This is a genomic window from Ignavibacteriota bacterium (assembly GCA_013285405.1).
Lineage (GTDB): Bacteria > Bacteroidota > Ignavibacteria > Ignavibacteriales > Ignavibacteriaceae > IGN2.
Map to the genome: position 1 here is coordinate 2,703,382 of CP053446.1, position 21,991 is coordinate 2,725,372.

Consider the following 21,991-nt stretch of genomic DNA (forward strand, 5'->3'; position numbering starts at 1 on the left):
TTAGTTATGATACTTCCGAAATTGTTCATTGAATTTAATACTAAAAATTCTGATAATATTATCTCGACGAAAATTCAAAACCTGAATATTTCAAATTCTCCGGTTATCAATTTAGAAGTTAAAGAATCGAACGGTAGAATTAATAATTTCAAACTGGATATTCAGCTATTCAAAACCATAAAAATAGTTCAGGACTTACCGGATTGGGTTATAGTAAAGATGTTGTTAGCATCCGGTAAATTAAAAGATTCGGGTTATCAATATCGGATTTCAAATGGTTAAATTCCTTCTTGAAACTGATGTGCTGGTTGATTATCTGACATCGGGTGAAAATAATTATTTGATAAACCTGATGCAGTCAGGTATTTGTTTTACAACTGTTCTGAATGCTTCTGAGCTTTTGGCTGCTTGTAATGATGATTCAGAAAAATATTCAGTACGAAGTGTATTGGATTCATTAAAAATTCTTGGTTTACATTCGAGATATGCATTAAGTATCCCGGAATATTCAGGTAAAACTGAAAGTCTTCGCGATTCACTGTTTGCGGTTGTTTCTCAAATAAATAAATTGCCGATAGTAACATTGAATAAAGAACGTTATAAAAAAACAAATTTGAAAATCATTCATCCAAAAGAACTGGGAGTATAAATGTTTCTTGGAAAGGTTATCGGTACGGTGTGGTCAACAAAAAAAGATGAAAATCTTGTTGGTGCTAAATTTTTAATTGTTCGTGAGCTGACTCTCGATTTGAAAGAAAAAGAAAGATTTGTAGTTGCTGTTGATAGTGTTGGTGCTGGTGAAGGTGAAGTAGTTTTGGTTGCAACCGGAAGTTCATCAAGAATGACAAGCTTCACAAAAGATAAACCAGTTGATGCTGTTATTATGGGCATCGTTGATAAGCTTGATGTATCTGAAAAATAAATATTAATAATTTTTGTGAGTAAAAATTGTTTCTGGGAAAAGTTATCGGAAATATCTGGGCAACACGAAAGCATCCTTCATTAAGCAATTTAAAGTTGATGATAGTTCAACCGTTAAATGGTGAACTTGAGAAAGCTGGAGATCCGATTATAGCTGTAGATACGGTTGGTTCCGGTCCGGGCGAAATTATTTATTATATAACAGCATCCGAAGCCGTTATTCCATTACCTGTTGATCTGGCTCCGGTCGATGCATCAATAGTTGGTATTGTTGATTCAGTTAACTCCGAAAAATCAAATAAAAGTAAGTCGTGAAAATAACCAAACAGTTTACAAATCGTGATTCTCAATCACTGGATAAATATTTCCACGATATCGGTAAAGTTACATTACTTACTGCCGAACAAGAGATTGAACTTGCGCGAAGAATAAAAGAAGGTGACTCAGAGGCTCTGGATAAACTGACAAAAGCCAATTTAAGGTTTGTCGTAAGCGTTGCAAAACAATATCAAAATCAGGGGCTTTCACTCGGTGATTTAATAAATGAAGGTAACCTCGGTCTGATTAAAGCTGCCAGAAGATTTGATGAAACAAGAGGATTTAAATTTATATCTTATGCAGTATGGTGGATCCGGCAATCTATTATGCAAGCACTCGCTGAACAATCACGAATTGTAAGATTGCCCTTAAATCGTGTTGGAGCTCTGAATAAAATCGGCAAAGCATACAGCAACCTGGAACAGGAATTTGAAAGAGAACCAAGTCCTGAAGAACTCGCTGAAGAACTTCAAATGGATGTTGAAGATGTTTCAGAAGCTATGTCTTTATCTTCAAAGCATCTTTCAATGGATGCACCTTTTTCTAATAACGAAGAAAATCGACTGCTTGATGTGCTGGAAAATCCGGATGAACCATCGCCTGATGACACACTCATGAACGAATCTTTTAAAGAAGAAATCGGAAGGGCTTTATCCAAACTTTCTGCACGCGAAGCCGAAGTAATTAAACTTTATTTTGGAATAGATATTGACGAACCGCTAACGCTGGAAGAAATTGGAGAAAAGTTTAATCTTACCCGTGAAAGAGTTCGTCAAATAAAAGAAAAAGCAATTCGCAGATTGCGAAATACAACCCGAAGCAAAGAATTGAAAAAATATCTTGGGTGAAGTTGAGAAGTGTCAGTTCAAATATATTCTTGTTTTTAATCTCATTATTTATAATCTGTTCCTGCTCATCCAGCAATACAATCCGGTTTGGTAAAAAAACACCCGATGAAGATAAAGAGAAATCTTCTGTCAGATTTACATCTGAGGATGATTCGATGATTGTAGATCTTAATCTGGATTTCAAAGATCCTGATGACCTTCCTTTGGAAGATCCTGATATTGATGTTTCGACTCTTTTAACCGGTACTGAGAATGATTACACTTTTGATGTCCCTGGATACGATTACACTACAATCAAAGAAAAAATGCTGATGGAGATTATCAAGTACCTTGGAACACCGTACAAATACGGCGGCAACACAAAAGAAGGAATGGATTGTTCTGCATTTACTCAGATAATTTTTAAGAATGTTTTTAATTTAAGTCTTGAACGTTCTGCACGATTACAGTACACACAGGGAAGTGTAATTGAAAAAGGTGATGAACTAAAAGTTGGTGATCTTGTATTTTTTAACACGCGAAAAAGAGTAAAACCCGGGCATGTTGGTATCTATATTGGCGATAATCTCTTTGCACACGCAAGCACTAAAAAAGGTGTTACAATAACTGCATTAGATTATGATTATTACTCAAGAACTTTTATGGGTGCAAGAAGGTTGGAGATGAATGGGTTGACGGAGAAAACGCAATGATGGTTTTTGTAAATTCTAATTGATTATTTGGTTTGTATTACTGAAATGAAACCGGATGATAGATATGCACGAACTATTTTTAAATACTAAGATTTTGAGAAAATTTGAAAACGATTGGAACTTAGATATGCAGCTGCACGCGCATCTACGTTCTCTAACTAATAATTCGGTGCAGTATAAGTAATAGTTAGTTGGCTTTGTAAAATAGGATAGTATTTTTATGATTGAAAAATTAGAATGTGGTTATATAACAAGCTATATAAAAGATTTACTGCCAGAAATAGATAATTATAGCCACTATAAAAACAAAGATATATTTCGTTCCTTATCTGCGTTCGAATTAGAAACATTATCTTCATATCCTCCTACAAATAATCTTTCGGAAAAAGAAAGACAGTTAGTTTATGTTTTAGACAATTTGTTAAGTAGAGGATTCCCAACCTTTTGTTCAATTAATTTAGAAAGAGATTTATCTAGAATAATTAGAAATGATTTTAATATTCAAGAATCGGCTGCTCAAGGGGCAATAAAGTTTAGCGATAGCATCACTAACAATCAGTATAAAGCGAAATGGATAAAATCCATTACTGACTCGTTAATATTATTCGATCAAAAGTTTGATCCTAATAAAGTATTTGAAGAAATAGAAAAGAAGTATAATTCAGAAAATAATATTACTGTCAGCCAAGAAGAGAAAATATTTTATTGCCAAATACTACCTAATCTTATCGGACTGAATATTTCTCAACTTTTTGAACCACAAAGAAAAATTGAAACTATGCTTCCGGCTAATGAAGCTCAAAATTATTTTGGTCAAAGAGTTGATTTTGCAATTGAGACCGTAGATATCAAAGTTATTATTGAAATTGATGGCTTACAACATTTCCAAGATCAAGTTCAAATGAATCTTGACAATCAGAGAAGGAATTCATTACGAAACAATGGCTGGAAAGTAATAGAAATTACTTCAAGGGAAATTAATGAAGGATTGAATGAACAAAATATCAACGAGCTTCGAAATACAATAATTGATAGTGACTATTTGGAATGCCTAAATCAAAACGAAACAATTTCTTTTTCTTCTCTTTCCGATCGGTTAATTCATATTCCCTTACTTGTAGCAAGATTTCAAAAAGTATTATTGTGGGCTTTAAAAAAAGGCTACTTAAATTTTCATCAAGAAAGTTGGAATTTATGTTTCATTGAAGAAGATGTGTCATACGCAAAATTTGCAGTTGAGGATACAAAAGTATGGTTGTCAAATTTTTGTTCACTCTATAATGTGCCTTTACCAGATATTCAATACAGAACTGAAAAAACACTTGAAGACTTCAATCCAAACAGTAACAATGAGATATTATTTTATATTTCATTGAAAAAGAAATGGGCAATCAAAGAGAAACAAAATATTCGAGAGAAAGTTAATTACTTAGCGTTTGTCGTTACATCCAGATTCTATTTTGATAATAATTTTAAAGTTAATTCTATAACTCCTTTTCCTTATGAGCTAAATGAAAGCAAGGAAAAGAATCTTTTGTTCTTATTGCAAAGTATTTTTAGAAAAGAAGACTATTGGGAAGGTCAGATTGAAGTCCTTAAGCGCTCGCTGTCATTAAAACCAGTTATTGGATTATTGCCTACTGGTGCTGGTAAATCTCTAACTTACCAACTTTCTGCACTTTTACAGCCTGGAGTTACACTGGTCGTTGATCCCCTAAGATCATTAATGTTTGATCAAGCAGATAATATGAACAATTACCTTATTGACAATATTAGCTTTATCAATAGCGAATTAACTAGTGAAGAAAGAGTGCAAGTTGTTAATGAAATGTCTAATGGAAAATATAATTTAGTATTTATTGCCCCTGAAAGATTTCAAGACAACAACTTTAGAAATTCCTTAATTCAGATGACCGTTTCTTTTTCTATACCCTATCTTGTAATTGATGAGGCACATTGTGTGTCAGAGTGGGGTCACGATTTCAGAACGTCCTATTTAAATTTAGCAAAGACCGCAAAAAAATATTGCAAATACCAAAACTATGAACCTACCGTATTAGCTTTAACTGGTACAGCCTCTTATTCTGTCTTAACTGACGTTCAAAGAGAAATTGGAATAGACGAAGAAGAAGCTAAAATATATCCATCAACATTTAACAGAGATGAATTACAATTCGATATTTATTCTACACCAAGCACAAACAAAAAAGACATTTTATTTGGATTGTTACAGAATACGATTCCGCAAGTCCTTAATACAAATGAAAATGAATTATTTCAACCGGATGGAAATAATACCAAATCTGGTTTGGTCTTTGTCCCTTGGACAAACAATGTGTTTGGCTCACAAGTACGAGACGATTTACAAAATAGGTTAAATATACAAGTTGGATTTTTTAGTGGTTCAGTACCAAAATATTTTCAACCAAATTTGCATCGCTTTCAGCGTGAAATAGAGTGGAACAAAGAAAAAAGAAGAATTCAGAAAGATTTTAAGAATAATGAATTTGCCGTCTTAGTTTCAACAAAAGCATTCGGAATGGGAATTGATAAACCAAATGTTAGATATACTGTACATTTTGGAATCCCTGCTTCACTAGAAGCCTTTTATCAAGAAGCTGGTAGGGCTGGAAGGGATAGGAATAATTCTTATTGTATAATAATATTTTCTGACGATAATTCAACAATTGCTGATCAGTTTTTAGACATTAATCTTTCAGCACAAGATTTGAGAATTCTAAAACAACAAGGTCAATGGCCACAATTTGGACAAGAAGGCGATATTCATAGAATGTTATTTTTTCATATGAATGCTTTTCAAGGGGTTGATATCGAAATTAGTAATCTTCATAACTTGCTAACAAATAGCATTTACCCAGTTTATAATAATTTGCAACTTGGACAAACACATCAAATAATAATTCCACGAAATGATAATCTTGACAAATCGATCTATCGTCTTTCAATTCTTGGAATAGTCTCAGATTATACCATCGATTGGAATGCAAACCAATACAGTGTTACTTTAAATCGATTATCGGATGAGGAATGTTTGACAAATTTAAAAACTTATTTAAGTCGTTATAAAACCCCAGACTATATTCGTACAGCGCAAACACAAATAGTTAATGCAAATGGAACCAATATGCTTGAACGTTGTCTTGGTTACATTGTACGTTTTGCTTACAACGAGATCGAGAAAAAACGAAGAACCGCTCTAAAAACCATTTTAGAAGTTTCAAGAAGTTCTTCACAAATGCCACCAAACAGTAGAAATAATTACATACGTGAGCAATTATTAGCCTATTTAGAAAAATCAATTTTCACAGATCTTCTTTTAGAAATTGTTCAGTCCGATGACCACACAAAATGGTGGGAGGTTCTCGAACAAGTAACAGACATTGATTTAGCAAGACAACTACTAGGAGGTTGTCGTCGAACAATGGAAAGCTACCCTGAATATTCTGGTTTATATATCCTTAGTGCGTTTTCCAGATTATCAATACCTAATTACGAAATTGAATTTGTAATTCAAGACTTTATTACCGGAATTAATTTTCTTCGACAGCAATATGAGTTTGAAACGCAAGAGAATATAATTGCCAATATTATCGATATCTATCAAAGAAAAATTGGACAGATAAATGAAGAGTTTGGCAACTTGTTTCTTGAATTAATCTCATCAAGAAAAATTGCACGTCTAATATATCCTTCATTACCAAATCAGAGTAAAATGATACTACTATCAATTCTCTTAAAAAACACGATAAATTATAACAAACATTATATAGGTAACTAAAATGCCAGATGATTTCTTGAAAATTGAGGAAACTGTAAGTAATCTTTTAAATGAGCTATATAAAATTAGAAGCGCAAATGAGCAGATAGATAAACTTGAGAAAATATCAAGTGAGACAGCTAGAATTGCTGACAATGCAAATAACAATTCTCTTCAATTAATTACGCGTGGGAAAAGTATTTTTGATCAAATTGAGAAAGCAAAACTTGAGGTCAACCTCAAATCCATATTAGAACAATTAAACGAGAATAAAAGGGTCGCTTCAAAAAATACTACATTGCTCATTACTGTAATTGTTCTCCAAATTATCGTTTTGGCATCTGTAATTATTTTAAAATTTATGTAACGCCAACTAACAAGCCAATCAAGCGGACGCCGTATTCGCATTTGGCATTTGTGTAATTATTGGCTTTGTTCTTCCGTGTAATGTTGCTTTGTAAAGTAGTTATGTTAAATAAATGTTTTTAAAATTATTGGCAGTTGTTATTCAAGTGGCATCGCTGTTCTGGGGCGACCGCTTATTGGCGACGCCGCTAACAAAAAAAGCCAATCCTTTTGAGAATGGCTTTTACGTAACAAATATTTCCTGGAAATCAACTGCAACCAGAAGTAGAACCACAAGTCATACATTTAAGACAGGTTCCGTTTCTTACCATTGTCATACTCTGACATTCTGTGCAGATATCACCTGTATAACCTCTTTCAATTGCCATTTTTACCTGTGTGTTCATTTCAGTTTTTTTACTTGTAGCTGTTGGTGTTTCACGCTTCAGGTGCGAGTTTTGGGGTCTTGTTGGTTTTGAGAAATCATCAACATTATCCTTATCAAGCTCAACAAGTCTTTCACTTACTATTTCTTCGCTGATAAAATCAGGTTCAGCAAACTTCTTAACAATTCCGGGAGAAGCTTTTGATTTAATTTCCTCAGGTTCAATGTGTGCGAGATCATATCGGTTCAAATATGTAACAGCAAGTTCTCTGAAAATGTAATCAATAACAGAAGTTGCCATTTTAATTTTCTCATTACCGGTTACTATTCCACTGGGCTCAAACCGCGTGAATACAAACGCATCAGCAAATTCTTCAAGCGGTACTCCGTGCTGCAAGCCTAGTGATATTGAAATTGCAAAACAGTTCAGCAAACTTCGGAATGCAGCACCTTCACGATGCATATCTATGAATATTTCACCAATCTGTCCGTTATCATATTCACCTGTTCTGATATAAACCGACTGACCGTTAATTTTTGCTTTCTGAGTATAGCCTGATCTTCTGTCAGGAAGCCTTCTTCTTTTTGCAATATATCTGTGAATAATTCTCTCAGCCACTTTAACCATATCGTGTTTTTCTTTGTCTTCTATCAAAGCTTCAACATCTTCTTCACTTAAAGCGTTCAGTGGTTGGGATAGTTTCGATCCATCTCTGTAGAGTGCGTTTGCCTTCACCCCAAGCTTCCAGGATTGCATATAAGCATCTTTAACATCTTCAATAGTCGATTGATTGGGAAGATTAATTGTCTTTGAAATTGCCCCGGAAATAAACGGCTGTGCGGCAGCCATCATTTTGATATGAGCCAGTGAACGAATGAACCTAGTTCCTTTCTTTCCGCATTTGTTTGCACAATCGAAAACGGGATAGTGTTCATGTTTGAGGAATGGAGCACCTTCAATTGTCATTGTACCACAAACATAGTCATTAGCTGAGGCAATTTCCTGTTTGGAGAAACCTATTTCTTCTAAAATGTTAAAATCAAACCTGTTAATTTTTTTCTCATCAATTTCAAGTTTATTGATTATGAACTCTTCACCTAGTGTGAACTTATTGAATGCAAAGCTGATTTCGAAAACAGATGGAAGAGATTTTTCAATCCTGGCTATAATTTCCTCAGTAAAACCTTTTGCTTTTAATGATTCCGGATTGATGTAAGGGCAACCTTGAAGAGTTCCCTGACCATTGGCATATTTTACAATTTCAATAATTTGATCTTTGTTATAGCCTAATCTCTCTAATGCCGGAGGAATTGATTGATTAATAATTTTGAAATAACCACCACCAGCAAGCTTCTTAAATTTAACAAGTGAGAAATCCGGTTCAACACCTGTTGTATCGCAATCCATAACGAGTCCGATTGTTCCTGTTGGAGCAATTACTGTAACCTGTGCATTCCGGAATCCAAATTGTTCACCCAGTTCCAATGCTTTATCAGCATCTTCTCTGGCTGCTTTTAGCAAATCGGACGGACAGTGCTTTGGATTAATTCCAACAGGATAAATTTTTAAATTTTCATATTCTTCATTCGGTACATTGTGCGCTGCACGTCTGTGATTTTTTATTACACGAAGCATATTCTTTTTATTCTGTTTGAAACCAGGGAAAGGACCAAGTTCTTTGCTCATTTCCGCTGAAGCTGAATAAGCAGTCATGTGCATTATTGCAGTCAACGCTCCGCATATAGCGAATCCTTCATTACTATCATAAGGAATTCCCTGAAGCATTAATAAAGTTCCGAGATTTGCATAACCTAATCCAAGAGTTCTATATTCATAACTGAGCTTAGCTATATTTCTGCTTGGGAACTGAGCCATTGTTACACTTATTTCAAGTACGATTGTCCACAATCTTGATGCATGCCGATACTCGTCAACATTAAATTTCTTTTCTTTGATATTATAGAATTTAACCAGATTGAGTGAAGCAAGATTGCAAGCAGTATCATCGAGAAACATATATTCGCTGCACGGATTTGATGCACGTATTTCACCACTTTCAGGGCAAGTATGCCAATCATTAATTGTATTATGAAACTGAATTCCCGGATCTGCTGATGACCATGCAGCAAAAGCTATATCATTCCATAAATCTCTTGCGCGTAAAGTTTTGCACGGCTTTGGATTTCTGCTCTCAGATTTTGCCTTCCGCTTTTCTATTCTCCAATATAAATTCCAATCCTTATCATCGAGAACTGCATTCATAAATTCGTTCGTTACTCTTATTGAGTTATTTGAATTTTGTCCTGATACGGTTGCGTAAGAATCAGAATTCCAGTCAGCATCATATTCAGGAAATTCTATTGATTTAAATCCTTGTTTTGCTAGTTGAATAACCCGTTCAATATAATTATTCGGAATCATCGCTTTTCGTGCATCGAGAACAGCAGCTTTCAGGTTTTGATTAAAATTTTTATTAAATCTATCATTCTCAGGATGAGCAGAATAACAGGCTGTCATTATATTATTTAAATGGAAGTTAGCAAGTTGAGATCCAGCTACCATTGAAGCGACTTTTTGTTCTTCAATAACTTTCCAGTTAACAAATTCCTCAATATCAGGATGATCGAGGTCAAGAGTTACCATTTTGGCTGCTCTTCTTGTTGTTCCACCTGATTTAATTGCACCTGCTGAACGGTCTCCGATTTTTAAGAATGACATTAGACCTGAAGATTTTCCACCACCACTGAGAGGTTCATTATTTCCTCTTAAATCTGAAAAATTTGAACCTGTACCTGAACCATATTTAAATAATCTGGCTTCACGAACCCAGAGATCCATAATTCCGCCTTCATTAACAAGATCATCGCTTACTGACTGAATGAAGCAGGCGTGAGGTTGAGGATGTGTGTAAGCATCTGTAGAAGATACCATTTCACCGGTTTGATAATCAACATAATAATGACCTTGCGATGGGCCTGTAATACCATAAGCCCAATTTAAACCTGTATTGAACCATTGCGGGCTATTTGGTGCGGCAAACTGATTTGCAAGCATGTATAAAAGTTCATCGTAAAACGCTCTGGCATCATCCTCTGAATTAAAATATCCACCTTTCCATCCCCAGTATGTCCAGCATCCCGCTAATCTATGAAAAACCTGGCGGGAATCTCGTTCGGATGTAAAACGATCATCCTCAGGAAGTGTATTTAGTCTTTCATTATCAGAAGTTGAAGGCAGCAGCCATTCGGGTACACCATCTTCCTGAATTTTTATGAGAAGTTTAGGAATGCCGGCTTTTCGAAAATACTTTTGTGCTATTATATCAGATGCTACCTGTGACCAGTTTTCAGGAACAATAACATCTTCCATTTTAAAGACAATAGAACCATCGGGGTTTTTTATTTCGGATCTGCGCTTGGCGAATTTAATAGTTGATAAAGGATCTTTACCAGCTGTTGTAAACAATCTTTTTACCTGCATCAAGTTCTCCTGGTTTTAAATTGTTTTATTTTTGTTGTGTAAATGTTATTTAAAAGTAGAAGGATATTCACTTAATAAGTAATTATTTTTAAGTAACAAAATGAACTATTAGAATAATTTTAAGTTGGAGTCTAAAGGAAGCAAAACTTCTTTAAAGCAGAAATAGCGTAACATGTTTTCAAATTTTTTTTACTCCAACAAGGCAATACTAACTTGGTAATATTTTTTAATAATTGCAAATTAAATTTGAGATGATTGTAAAAAATATTTTTGTGATTTACAGTTTTAAATTTTGATTTGATTTTTAAATTTCTAAAGGAACTATTTACCGTTCATTTAAAATTAGTTTAGCGATAATTATTTTTGAATTAGGTTTCGGACAACATGAACAAATTATTTATAAATAGATGAGCTCAGTTGAAAAAGTAATTCAGATTTCTTCTTTAAGTAAAAGGTTTAAAGATTTACTTGCAGTTGATGAGCTTGAATTACATGTTAACAGAGGAGATGTATTTGGTTTCCTCGGTCCAAATGGTGCTGGTAAAAGCACAACTATCCGAATGATGCTATCACTTGTTTCACCAACATCCGGAACAATAAATATTTTTGGAAAATCTCTTTTAGAAAATCGAAAAGAAATTCTCACAAACATCGGTGCAATCGTAGAAAAGCCTGATTTTTATCAATACCTTCCAGCTATCAAAAACCTTGAAATTTTGGCTAAAATATCAGGAAAAGAAGTATCCAGCAAAAGAATAATAGAATTGTTGGACCTTGTCGGATTGAAAGACAGAGCCAAAAGTAAAGTGAAAACTTACTCACATGGAATGAAACAGAGACTTGGAATTGCACAAGCATTGCTTCATGATCCTGAACTGATTGTGCTGGATGAACCGACAACCGGGCTCGATCCGCAGGGAATGAAAGAAATAAGAGACTTGATCTTGCGATTAAGTAAAGATGAAAATAAAACAATATTTCTCTCTTCACACATTCTTTCAGAAATTGAACTCGTTGCAAACCGTATGATCATTATAAATAAAGGAAAAAAGATTGTTGAAGGAGAAGTTAGCAATCTGCTCAATTCCAATAAAGTTAAAGTAACTGTGGAAGTAGAAAACATTGTAACCGTAAAAAATATTTTAGAAACAACAAAATGGTTGAATCAGATTGAATCGATCTCAGCAAATAAAATCAATATTAATCTTGAACAGAATGAGATCCCCTTATTAAATAAATTCCTCGTTGAAAACGGAATAATGGTGAATGCCCTTGTGCCGGTAAGATCGCTTGAAGATTATTTTTTGAACATAACTTCAGGCACAAAATGATAATGACATTGGTTAAAATTGAGCTTTTGAAAATTTTCAGGAAATGGCGTACATATATTGGTTTTATTGCAATCGGTATCCTTGTGCCACTACTGCATCTGGCAATGTATCTGGAAGGGCAGGAATCGATAGATTTTGTAACACGCAATTTACGGGATTCTTTTATCTTAGTTGGAAATCTTCTGAACGGCTATTGGATTTCATACATAATACTTAACGCTCTTACTATTCACATCCCGTTTTTAATTACACTTGTTGCCGGAGATTTACTTGCTGGTGAAGCAACTGCAGGAACTTACCGGCTGCTTGTAATAAGACCAATTTCACGTTTGCAAATAGTCACTTCAAAATTTCTGGCATCTTTGATTTATACAAGTGTGTTGATACTTTTTCTTTCTTTTATGAGTTTGGTTATCGGGCTTATCATATTCGGAAGCGGTGAATTAATTGTAACAGGCAGCAATGCGATAATTATATTTGAAAAAAGTGATGTACTATGGCGATTTTTCCTGGCTTATAGTTTTGCAATTCTGAGTATGATGGTAGTAGCAAGTCTGGCTATCTTTTTTTCTTCACTTGTGGAAAATGCTATTGGTCCGATTGTAGCAACTATGGCAATAATTATTATCTTCATAATACTCTCTGCTTTCGATGTTGAGATACTAAAAGAATTAAAACCGTATTTATTCACGAGTTATATGATGAATTGGAGAGATTTTTTTGATGACCCGGTTAATCTGACCGAAATAATGAAATCAATATTTGTGCTGACTGGTCACATTATTGTTTTTTTTGCTTTGACTTCATTCATCTTCAATAAAAAAGACATCCTCAGCTAATGATTCGAGATAACTATATGATACAAAAAATATTATTACTTGCAGTGATTATTTATATTTCCCCTTTCGCACAGCAGCGAACACCTGAAGAGATTCTGGAAAAAGTTAAAGCTGAATTTGATAAAATTGATGACTATCAGGTTGAAGTTCAGGTGAAAGTAGATGTAAGCTTTCTGAAAATGCCAGACCGGAAGGCAATGATATTTTATAAGAAGCCGGATAAATTCCACATTGATTCCGAAAATTTTGCAATGCTGCCAAAAGCAGGGATGAATTTTTCACCACTTGGATTCTTAAACTATAAATACACAGCTTTTATGGAAAAGAAAGATACTATTGATGGTATTCCAACTTTAGTAATAAAGGTAATTCCGCTTGAAGGTAGTTCAGAAGTAATTTTAAGTACACTCTGGATTGATACTAATCGTAATTTAATTCTTAAAATTGAATCATCCAGAAAACCGCAGGGAACGTTCACAATTAACCTTGACTATCTAAAAACATCTAATGGATTCTGGCTTCCATCTTCAATATTGTTTGAATTCACTATAGAAGGTTCAGGAATACCAAAACGATTCGGTAAAGAAGAAGAATCAAAAACAGACAATAGTAAAAGTGAATCAAAACAGCCTGAAACAGGTAAAGTTTATTTGAAGTATTCCAATTATAAAGTGAATGAAGGTTTGTCTGATTCGATTTTTGATGAAAACAATGACAAGTGAAAAAAATAGGCGGTCGGAAATTCTTATCACAATGTAAGTGAGGGCATAACATTGTAGGAAAATTTTCCCGACCGCCCGAACCTGACCGCTAGGAGGCTACTCTTTTTTAAAGAGGCGATCAGATTTTGGGAGGAGAATTACTAAATAATTATTAATTCTTCTGAATACATGTTATTAAGATTGTCAATAAAAAAAAAGTCAGAATTTCAGGAACTATCATTTTGCCCACTGATGGCTGTAATGATCGTTTATATGAAATAGTAAGAATTTTACTGAATCTATTCCAACTAAAAATTAGCTTATTGTGAAATAATTTAGTTGATTATTCATCAAAAACCTTTTTGAAAACTTTTTGCATTTCCAGCCATGATTCCTTATCTGCTTTTTCGTTATATGCCAAAGGCATATCAAATTTTTGACCCAGGCTGTCAGCAGCAGGATTTGTAAAACTATGAATAGCACCTGCGTAATTGACGAACTCATATCCCACATTTGCAGTATCCATTTCTGTTTTAAATGCATCTATTTGCTGTTTAGTCGTGAAAGAATCATCAGCTCCATTACAAACGAGAAAAAAGGTTTTAACTTCATTTTTTTTGGGTGGAACTATTGCCTCAAGACTGCCATGAAAACTTGCGACTGCTTTCAAATCAATTCCAATACTAGCCATATATAATACAACTCCGCCGCCAAAGCAGTAACCAATTGCAGCTATTTTGGATGAATCAACATTTTCCTGACTTTTCAAAAAATTGTATGCAGCCATAAATCTATTTTCACCAATCTTCAAATTAGTGAATATCTCTGAAGCTAACCTTTGTGCGTCTTCAGGGTTATCAGCAGTTTTACCATCACCGAACATATCCAGAGCTAAAGCAACATATCCTAATTCTGCAAGCATTCTGGCGCGGCTGCGAGCGTAATCATTTAGTCCCCACCATTCGTGTACTACCAAAATACCGGGTCGTTTTCCTTTCTGTTTATTATCATAAACAAGATATCCTTTCAAAAGCGTACTGTCTGCAAAATATTCTACTTCCTTTTCTGCCAAATCTGTCTTCTCAATTTTGTTTTCTGAACAGGAGTTTAAAATTGCAATAAGTGATATAATTATAGTAAGAAATATTTTTTTCATAGCTTCTCCTTATACTGGTTATAAAAAATTTATTTATCTCTGTGAACCGTATCCGGTGAAAATGCAGGAATACAGACAGCAACATATTCTGCACCTTCAGGATTTGGTGAACTGTATCTTATCCATTCACCGCCATAAGTAATTATAGCCTGACCTTTCTTTACATCAAAAATACTTTCTCTGGTTTCGACTCTCAACATTCCATTAAGCACTAATGTATATTCATCAAATTCTGGTGTTTGACCTGGTTCTTCCCAACCAGCAGGACTTGTCATTTTTGCGATGCTAATATTTTCAGTTTTAGAATTAACTCGTCCAAAAAACTCCTCAATAATTTTTGGTTTATTTCCAACGGCTTTGATAGTTGAAGGTGCAGAAATTAATTTTGGCATATTATTATCTCGTTCAGCTATTATGTAATTTCTTTTTGGATTTGATTTTTCTGTATCTCCTCTTCGCATTTTCAATAGTTTTTTCGCGATAAACTTTATCTTTATGATATCTGTTCAATGCTCTTTTTCGTGCAGCATCACGATATTTTTTATTTTTTTTGTACCTCGAATTGACCTTAGCAAGTTCAATGCTTCGGTTTTTATCGTAGTATGTTCCTTTTTTTCGTTTCATTACTGGCTCTAATATTTTAATTCTTTAAACTCGCCGGCAGTTTTTGTAAAAATATAAATTGAAATAATTCCAAGAATAAAATTACCAGCAAGGCAAAACCAGACATATTCAGGATTTCCATTATCTCTGAAATATCCATAAAGTACTGTATAAGTTACTCCACTTAATGCACCGCCCAATCCTGTTGCAAGAAAATTTGTTCCCATATATAGTCCGGCTTTTTCTTTTGGTGCAAGCCACATAATGTATTCCTGAATTCTTGGTGATGCAATCATCTCTCCGACCGCAAAAAGGAAAATTCCGAGAAAAACTACTTCCGGAACAGATAGATACGCATAACCTATTGTGAACATACCAAGTGCTGCAATTAGCAATCCAATGTTAAATGATGCAATAGCTTTGAACTTTTCAAATATCCAGGAAATAAAAACCTGAAAAATCATAATTATATATCCTGTATGTGCAATAGTTTCGCCAAGAAGTCTTCGTTCGCCTGATTCGACTTCAGTAGATAATAGATTGGAAAACCAGGTCGGGAAAATACTATCAATTACCATAAACAGACGAACAGTATCTAAATTCCGATCTACATATACTGCTATAATTCCGAAAAATGCCCAGAGAGGAAGCCAAAACATTAATCCAAGGAGAATGAGGAAAATAAGAAACTTAATATCAGACAGTGCGATTCCAATTTCACGGAATTTCTGTTTTAAAGTAACTCCTGAAATTTCTCTTTTTGGTTCCTTGTAGAAAAATATAGTTATAAGAAGCATTAAACCTATACTTATTGCTGCGGCAATAAAAGCATGATTCCATGATATTGCTCTTAACTTACCGGCAACTACAGGACCGAACGAAGCCCCGATATTCACCATTGCGTAAAATATTCCGAACGCTAGAGTCTTGTTAGTTGCATTACTGGTTACTCTTACTGTACCTGAAATCAGTGGTTTAAATATGCCGGCTGCAAAACCAATTGCCAGCATTGTTAATGCAATTCCGGTAAATGATTTGGTAAATATTAACAGCAAGATGGTTGGCAGGTAAGCAAAGTAAGATATGATTAGAATTTTTTTGAATCCATACTTATCAGCGAAGGAGCCAGAAAAAATTGGTGTAACATAAGAAAAAAACAGGAACAGGCTCTGAACTATACCGAGTTGACCTTTAGTATAACCGAGATACTCCATATAAATTCCAAAACCAAGATAAATTCCATAGTAAGCAAATCTTTCCAGCACTTCAATAAAATTCGCCACCCAGAAAACAACAGGAAATGGGGTTCTGTTTTTCATTAAAACCTTTGCAAGTAACTAAAACAATTAATTAAAAAGTATTGATCATATCATTATACTTTTAAAACATCAGCAGCTCGCTCATATTCTTCCGGTCGAACATACAGCAAATAACCAAAACAACCTCTGCCGTCGGTTACGCCATTCGATGCGTAAACATTAACGTTAGCGTTAAAAAGTATCTGATGGATTTCAGCCAAAGCTCCCAATTCATCGTCTCCCTGAACCAGCAGAGCAGGATGAGGTCCATCTAATGTAAGTCCAGCTTTATTTGCCTCAGCAACCAACTTATCCGGAGAATCTGGAAATAAAGTCAATTGTGTTCTGTTCGGTCCAACAGGAATCGCTGTGAAAGCAAGTAAACTGATTCCGCTTTTTTCAATCTGTGAAAGTAATTTGTAACCTTCACCGGGTCGATCAATCACTGAACAATAAAAATAATCTACTTTTCTTATTTTGAATGACATTTTTCCTCCCACTGTTACTGTTAATAATTTAAAATTAGGTAGAATCAGATTTCTGACATTCTCTGGATACAAAGTTAGAATTTATATTTGTTTTTGCAATACTAATTAATAAAATATCATAATCGAGTACTCGTGTCTCGGGAGGATTGGGTAAGCAATGGCAAGAACGAAATTGAAAAGAATCGTCGCCGTAAAAGATCTGAAAAATGTTTTTAGCATAAATGATCCTGATTTTAGGAAATCATTTGACGAATATTTCGATACATCAAAATACTTTACAATTGAAATAGGATGCGGGAACGGTGAATATTGTGTTGAACTTGCAGGAAGATATCCGGTCAGAAATTTTATAGGAATAGATGTTAAAGCCTCAAGAATATATCATGGTGCATTACACGCAATCAAAAATAAATTGCATAATGTGGCATTTGTTATCTCAAGAGCAGAGAAACTATGTGAAATTTTTCCGCAAAAATCTTTGGATGAAATTTACATACCTTTCCCTGATCCACACATTCGGCGGGCAAATCACAACCGACGATTGATTTCTCCTGACTTTCTTAAAATTTACAGTCAACTGATTGTGGACAATGGCAGAATTCATTTCAAAACGGATAATAAAGAACTTTACGAATATGCTTCGAGAACTATCTCAGAATTCAGATGCAAGATTGTTTTTATGACAAGTGATTTATATAAGGAGAGCAGTGAAGAATTTACAACTAACATTAAAACAAGTTTTGAATCACATTACGTTAAACAAGGCAGAGAAATCGGATATATATGTTTCCAGTTTTAATTATTTAAGAATAATCATAAGTTTGATTATGATAAATTAATAAATTCAGCTTTTAAAGCATTTCTCAATTAATATTCATGGAGGATCGTATGAAATCTCAAGCTATGCAATTCTTTGTTGTTACTGTAGCAATTGCAATCTCATCAATTTTTGTGAATAATGCATTCTCTCAAGAAAAAAACTTTATTGGTACTAAAAAAATCTTTCAGGATGGAAAGGTGGCTATAGAAACTTTTCCTGAAAAAAATAATGGTGCGATTGAAAATCTTGATGAACATTTTTATGGAATGAACAATGCAAACGGTGACAAATATGTTTTAGGAGGAAACGTTCTATGGTCAACACAGGATGCTGTTGCAATCGCGAATGTAGTTGCAATTAACTCAACCGGCAGTTCAGCTTTGACAGGGTGGGGACTTAATAATCAGAGAGTTACTCTTTATTCAGATGTAAATTCAAATCCAATCTGGGATTTCACAACTGGTCAGATTGATCCGTTTATTGATATTTCAGCAGATGGTTCAAAAATAGCAGCAACTGCAGGGACACAATTTTACTTACTCAATCCTGTAAATGGAAACATAGATTTTCAGTTTGATCTGCCTGATTCTCTTTATGCTTCGGCGGTTGCATTATCACGCGATGGATCAATGGCGGTGGTTCTTGCACAAGCAGGGGGAAGTTCAACTACATATCGTGCTTACGCGTTTGATATTTCAGGTTCACCAACAATTGAATGGACGTTTGATGTGCAGGGAAGTGAAATTTTAAACTGGGCAGGTGTAAACTTCTCAGCCGATGGATCCAATGTCGCAATAACAGGTCGTAATCATTTGTACATTTTCAATAGTTCAGACGGAACACTTATATGGGATCATTTTGTTGATAACACAGAATCAGCACCAGCAATAAGCGGTGATGGTAAAGTTGTAGTTACTGCAGATAACAGTGGTTTCGTTCAAACCTGGCATTTTGATTCTTTAACGAATGAATATTTCAAACTCTGGCAGTATCGAATTCCGGTAGGTGCTTTTACAAACTGGGCATCTTCTGTTGGAATATCTGCTGATGGAAAAACTATTGTTGCTGGTTCTTTAATTTTTTACTCAGCAGGTTACGATGGTACAGTTATGTGTTTCGATACATACGGAGATGGTATGCCAAAATGGGTATTTGCAAATGCAGGAGACCTTGTAGATGACATTAAACTTTCTGATGATGGGAAAGTTGCTGCAGCAGTTACATGGGGCGATCTTGCACACACGCGTCCAGATCTATTGGTTTTTGATACTCAAACTGGTCAGGTGACTTTTAATGTAGTATCACCAGGTTCGTTTTTTACATGTGATATAAACCCTGAAGGCACACGCGTCTTTGCTGGTGGTAAAGCTGTTCATGCACGTGAGTTCGGCAATGGCGGAAGAATTTATTTATGTGAAATAGATCTAGGTGGAGGAACTGTAAACGGTGTTGCGAATCTGACAAACACTGGTGACGATAGTGGCATTTTAGTCAAAGTTTTAGGTACTAGCCGAACAGCTACAACGAATCTATCTGGAAGTTACACAATTCAAAATGTTCCTGCCGGAACTTATACTGTTCAAGCTGAAAAACCCGGATACAATTTTGGAACTGTAACTAATGTAGTTGTCACCGATGGCGGGATTACTTCCGGAGTAAATATGGCAATGGCTCCATTTACTGCTCAACCACCTACACTCAGCGCTTCAACAAATCTTATGGGGATGATAATGCTGAACTGGACTTTACTCTTCACGAATCCTGTGCGTCAGAAAGAAATTGCTTTAATGGTTGGAGATGAAGTTGGTCAGATAGATGTATCGCAAACAGCTACAAGAACTATTTCGGAGAAAGAAAACCTGAATGGTTCAAATTCCAACTACTCAGATTTTATTTTAGCAGATAGCATTGCTATTTACAGAAGCTTAGTTGCTGGTGGGCCATATCAGAAAATTGCAAGTGTCGCAGCTACCGAAACAAGTTATAATGATATGGATGTTTTTGCGCTAAGAAATTATTATTATGTGGTAAACATCTTCAATGAAACAGGTCAGAGCATTTACTCAAATGAATCTTTGGGTAGTGTTAGCGATTCTCTGTTAACATTTAGTCTTGATGTTCCTGAGGCATCAATCCCAACTATTGATGGCGTACTATCTGCCGGTGAATGGGATGATGCTTTCAAACTTGATATCTCAGATATTTTTGGTTACGGTGGCGGAGTACCGAGAGCTCAGGGTTCAGCTTTCCTTTACTTAAAATTTGATGATACTAATGATATGCTCTATATAGCCGGTGAAGATTTTCTTAATCCAACTCTCGATGACAATGAAGGATTCGGTTTGTATTTTGATGATAATAACAACAATGTTTTCGATGGTCAAATTCCATTTATACAGGAAGGAAACTTTTGGGCATATTGGCATCCAACAGGTGCAAATTTACGGTTCAGACCAATAAACGGAGGAGCGATAGGTCAAGTAGATACACTATTTAATGCTGAAGTAGATTTCTCTGCATCCGCTGGTCATCTGCAAGGTGAATTTGCAATTCCAATGGGATTTAAGGAAGGATATCAGCTTCAAATTTTTGGTCCGGATAAAATAGCAGGATTAGGAGCTTTCCTGATCGCAAGACAGGCAGGTTCTCCAATCTATAGCGGCTGGTGGCCTCAGACAATGAATACTGTATTTAATCCTCAATATTTTGGTGATGTTGGAATAGATGTTTCACTTCAGGCACCACCGCAACCGCCATCAAATATTTCTGTTACACGTCAGGGTGAAGATTTATTGATAACCTGGGAAGATCCTACTTTAGGAATAAATAATGATCCGCTGCAAGTTGCGCCAACTATAAATATTTATAAGAATGGAGAATTTTTAGCATCTGTTCAAACCGGAGTTGAAACATATCTGGATAATGAAGTGTTTTGTGTTGCGTGGTATGAATATCAGTTCGAAGCTTATTTTATTGACGGAAGTGATACACTAACCGGTCCAATGACATCTCCATTCGGAGCGTATGCTTGTCAAGAACCTGTTCTGGTTCCAATAAGTTATGATGATGGCGAATGGGATGGATTTTATGTACCAAGTTTTAGTTGGGAAGAAAACAAATGGGCGGTTAGGTTTACTCCAACTTCCTATCCATCATATTTAAGGAAAGTGGAAACAATTGTAAATGGAAACGAGGCTTTTGATTTTACCATACAAAAAGACGATGGTGGGTTTCCATCTGATATTATTGCTGGTCCATATCGTGTAAATGACAATGATCCTGAAATTGTAGCTACGATATCTAAAACTTTACCCGGCATTGATCCTCCGGAAATAACTGATGGGGATGTTTGGGTTGTCATCAATTATCTGGAATCCACACCAGGCGCACCCGGTGTTGGGGTTGATTCTGATCCACCACTTGATGGCAGAACTATTCAATATCTTACAAGTACCGGTTGGACTAGTTTCGGAAGCGGAGACCTGATGATAACTGCATATTTTTCTGATCAGCCGGTTGGCGTTGAAAATAATAATGATAAAAATATTCCATTGACGTTTGATTTAAAACAGAATTATCCAAATCCATTTAATCCTTCAACCGTAATTGCATATCAAATTCCGCAAAGTGAATTTGTTACCCTGGAGATTTATAATTCAATTGGTGAAAAGGTAAGAACTCTGGTGGACGGAACTCAGGAAACAGGCTTTTATCAGGTTCAATGGGATGGAAAAAATAATTCCGGTAATCAATTGTCAAGCGGAGTCTATTTGTACCGTCTCAGTGCAGGTAATTATACCAATGTGATGAAGATGGTTCTTTTACGTTAAATCTAATTCTAATTTATAATTTAGGGCTCACTTTTAAGGTGAGCCTTTTTTATTTAGATAAGAAATTCAAATTAATCCAAAGTCAGCACTATTCCTGTAGTTCAAAATCACAGGAAATTGGTATGTTTGTGCAGCCATTGTTAAGGGTTTCCTGCGC

At 35.0% G+C, this 21,991-nt stretch carries 19 protein-coding genes; 13 read left to right on the plus strand and 6 right to left on the minus strand.

The genetic code is table 11. The features are described from left to right. Window positions 1-6 precede the first annotated feature (6 nt). The 8 genes from HND39_11885 to HND39_11920 all read left to right on the plus strand — a co-directional run bounded on the left by HND39_11885 (window position 7) and on the right by HND39_11920 (window position 6,924). The gene (locus HND39_11885) at window positions 7-282 is read left to right on the plus strand and encodes a hypothetical protein (GenBank protein QKJ96921.1); all 276 of its coding nucleotides are present in this window, start codon (window positions 7-9) and stop codon (window positions 280-282) included. Continuing rightward, window positions 275-649, plus strand: a complete 375-nt coding sequence (locus HND39_11890; protein QKJ96922.1) for a PIN domain-containing protein — start codon at window positions 275-277, stop codon at window positions 647-649. The genes HND39_11885 and HND39_11890 overlap by 8 nt, the downstream gene beginning before the upstream one ends. Next, complete coding sequence (locus HND39_11895) at window positions 650-922, plus strand: EutN/CcmL family microcompartment protein (protein ID QKJ96923.1); 273 nt, start codon at window positions 650-652, stop codon at window positions 920-922. A gap of 26 nt (window positions 923-948) precedes the next feature. Then, entirely contained in the window at window positions 949-1,236 is a 288-nt protein-coding gene (locus tag HND39_11900; GenBank protein QKJ96924.1) for a EutN/CcmL family microcompartment protein, read from the plus strand. After that, complete coding sequence (locus HND39_11905; protein QKJ96925.1) at window positions 1,233-2,087, plus strand: RNA polymerase sigma factor RpoD/SigA; 855 nt, start codon at window positions 1,233-1,235, stop codon at window positions 2,085-2,087. Before HND39_11900 ends, HND39_11905 begins: the two co-directional genes overlap by 4 nt. Further along, window positions 2,084-2,779, plus strand: coding sequence for a C40 family peptidase (locus tag HND39_11910; GenBank protein ID QKJ96926.1), 696 nt, complete (start codon window positions 2,084-2,086; stop codon window positions 2,777-2,779). The genes HND39_11905 and HND39_11910 overlap by 4 nt, the downstream gene beginning before the upstream one ends. A 220-nt stretch (window positions 2,780-2,999) precedes the next feature. After that, window positions 3,000-6,578, plus strand: coding sequence for a RecQ family ATP-dependent DNA helicase (locus tag HND39_11915; GenBank protein QKJ96927.1), 3,579 nt, complete (start codon window positions 3,000-3,002; stop codon window positions 6,576-6,578). A gap of 1 nt (window position 6,579) precedes the next feature. Continuing rightward, window positions 6,580-6,924: a hypothetical protein gene (locus tag HND39_11920; GenBank protein QKJ96928.1), complete on the plus strand. Its 345-nt coding sequence runs from the start codon at window positions 6,580-6,582 to the stop codon at window positions 6,922-6,924. Window positions 6,925-7,171: 247 nt separating this feature from the next. On the opposite strand, the gene HND39_11925 is transcribed toward HND39_11920, so the two are convergent. Beyond that, on the minus strand, window positions 7,172-10,768 hold the full coding sequence (locus HND39_11925; protein ID QKJ96929.1) for a vitamin B12-dependent ribonucleotide reductase: 3,597 nt from the start codon (window positions 10,766-10,768) through the stop codon (window positions 7,172-7,174). A gap of 407 nt (window positions 10,769-11,175) precedes the next feature. On the opposite strand from HND39_11925, the gene HND39_11930 reads away from it, so the two are divergent. From HND39_11930 to HND39_11940, 3 genes are read left to right on the plus strand one after another with little or no spacing between them, the layout of a single operon-like run. Next, complete coding sequence (locus tag HND39_11930; protein QKJ96930.1) at window positions 11,176-12,099, plus strand: ABC transporter ATP-binding protein; 924 nt, start codon at window positions 11,176-11,178, stop codon at window positions 12,097-12,099. Then, entirely contained in the window at window positions 12,099-12,938 is an 840-nt protein-coding gene (locus HND39_11935) for an ABC transporter permease (protein QKJ97989.1), read from the plus strand. The genes HND39_11930 and HND39_11935 overlap by 1 nt, the downstream gene beginning before the upstream one ends. Before the next feature lie 17 nt (window positions 12,939-12,955). Next, complete coding sequence (locus HND39_11940) at window positions 12,956-13,660, plus strand: hypothetical protein (GenBank protein ID QKJ96931.1); 705 nt, start codon at window positions 12,956-12,958, stop codon at window positions 13,658-13,660. Window positions 13,661-13,982: 322 nt separating this feature from the next. Here the strand turns inward: HND39_11940 and HND39_11945 are convergent, their stop codons facing one another. Genes HND39_11945 through HND39_11965 form a run of 5 tightly spaced genes read right to left on the minus strand, consistent with a single transcriptional unit; the run spans window position 13,983 to window position 17,184 of the window. Continuing rightward, window positions 13,983-14,795, minus strand: coding sequence for a dienelactone hydrolase family protein (locus HND39_11945; GenBank protein QKJ96932.1), 813 nt, complete (start codon window positions 14,793-14,795; stop codon window positions 13,983-13,985). 29 nt (window positions 14,796-14,824) lie between these two features. Then, window positions 14,825-15,187 (minus strand): cupin, encoded by a 363-nt coding sequence (locus HND39_11950; GenBank protein ID QKJ96933.1) that lies wholly within the window; start codon window positions 15,185-15,187, stop codon window positions 14,825-14,827. A gap of 13 nt (window positions 15,188-15,200) precedes the next feature. Next, a complete protein-coding gene (locus tag HND39_11955) occupies window positions 15,201-15,419 on the minus strand; it encodes a hypothetical protein (protein QKJ96934.1) in 219 nt (72 codons plus the stop codon). A gap of 8 nt (window positions 15,420-15,427) precedes the next feature. Next, window positions 15,428-16,717 (minus strand): MFS transporter, encoded by a 1,290-nt coding sequence (locus tag HND39_11960; GenBank protein ID QKJ96935.1) that lies wholly within the window; start codon window positions 16,715-16,717, stop codon window positions 15,428-15,430. Between the two features lie 53 nt (window positions 16,718-16,770). Continuing rightward, window positions 16,771-17,184, minus strand: coding sequence for a hypothetical protein (locus HND39_11965; GenBank protein QKJ96936.1), 414 nt, complete (start codon window positions 17,182-17,184; stop codon window positions 16,771-16,773). 157 nt (window positions 17,185-17,341) lie between these two features. Between HND39_11965 and trmB the strand changes: the two genes are divergently transcribed. Then, complete coding sequence (gene trmB / locus HND39_11970; protein QKJ96937.1) at window positions 17,342-17,983, plus strand: tRNA (guanosine(46)-N7)-methyltransferase TrmB; 642 nt, start codon at window positions 17,342-17,344, stop codon at window positions 17,981-17,983. Between the two features lie 89 nt (window positions 17,984-18,072). Beyond that, on the plus strand, window positions 18,073-21,834 hold the full coding sequence (locus HND39_11975; protein ID QKJ96938.1) for a PQQ-binding-like beta-propeller repeat protein: 3,762 nt from the start codon (window positions 18,073-18,075) through the stop codon (window positions 21,832-21,834). The last annotated feature ends 157 nt before the right edge of the window (window positions 21,835-21,991 follow it).

What these genes read in the sequence shown, in the direction of transcription:
- HND39_11885 (QKJ96921.1), top strand. Translation starts at nt 7, where the DNA reads ATGATACTTCCGAAATTGTTCATTGAATTTAATACTAAAAATTCTGAT.
- HND39_11890 (QKJ96922.1), top strand. Translation starts at nt 275, where the DNA reads ATGGTTAAATTCCTTCTTGAAACTGATGTGCTGGTTGATTATCTGACA.
- HND39_11895 (QKJ96923.1), top strand. Translation starts at nt 650, where the DNA reads ATGTTTCTTGGAAAGGTTATCGGTACGGTGTGGTCAACAAAAAAAGAT.
- HND39_11915 (QKJ96927.1), top strand. Translation starts at nt 3,000, where the DNA reads ATGATTGAAAAATTAGAATGTGGTTATATAACAAGCTATATAAAAGAT.
- HND39_11920 (QKJ96928.1), top strand. Translation starts at nt 6,580, where the DNA reads ATGCCAGATGATTTCTTGAAAATTGAGGAAACTGTAAGTAATCTTTTA.
- HND39_11925 (QKJ96929.1), bottom strand. Translation starts at nt 10,768, where the DNA reads ATGCAGGTAAAAAGATTGTTTACAACAGCTGGTAAAGATCCTTTATCA.
- HND39_11930 (QKJ96930.1), top strand. Translation starts at nt 11,176, where the DNA reads ATGAGCTCAGTTGAAAAAGTAATTCAGATTTCTTCTTTAAGTAAAAGG.
- HND39_11940 (QKJ96931.1), top strand. Translation starts at nt 12,956, where the DNA reads ATGATACAAAAAATATTATTACTTGCAGTGATTATTTATATTTCCCCT.
- HND39_11945 (QKJ96932.1), bottom strand. Translation starts at nt 14,795, where the DNA reads ATGAAAAAAATATTTCTTACTATAATTATATCACTTATTGCAATTTTA.
- HND39_11950 (QKJ96933.1), bottom strand. Translation starts at nt 15,187, where the DNA reads ATGCCAAAATTAATTTCTGCACCTTCAACTATCAAAGCCGTTGGAAAT.
- HND39_11955 (QKJ96934.1), bottom strand. Translation starts at nt 15,419, where the DNA reads ATGAAACGAAAAAAAGGAACATACTACGATAAAAACCGAAGCATTGAA.
- HND39_11960 (QKJ96935.1), bottom strand. Translation starts at nt 16,717, where the DNA reads ATGAAAAACAGAACCCCATTTCCTGTTGTTTTCTGGGTGGCGAATTTT.
- HND39_11965 (QKJ96936.1), bottom strand. Translation starts at nt 17,184, where the DNA reads ATGTCATTCAAAATAAGAAAAGTAGATTATTTTTATTGTTCAGTGATT.
- trmB (QKJ96937.1), top strand. Translation starts at nt 17,342, where the DNA reads ATGGCAAGAACGAAATTGAAAAGAATCGTCGCCGTAAAAGATCTGAAA.
- HND39_11975 (QKJ96938.1), top strand. Translation starts at nt 18,073, where the DNA reads ATGAAATCTCAAGCTATGCAATTCTTTGTTGTTACTGTAGCAATTGCA.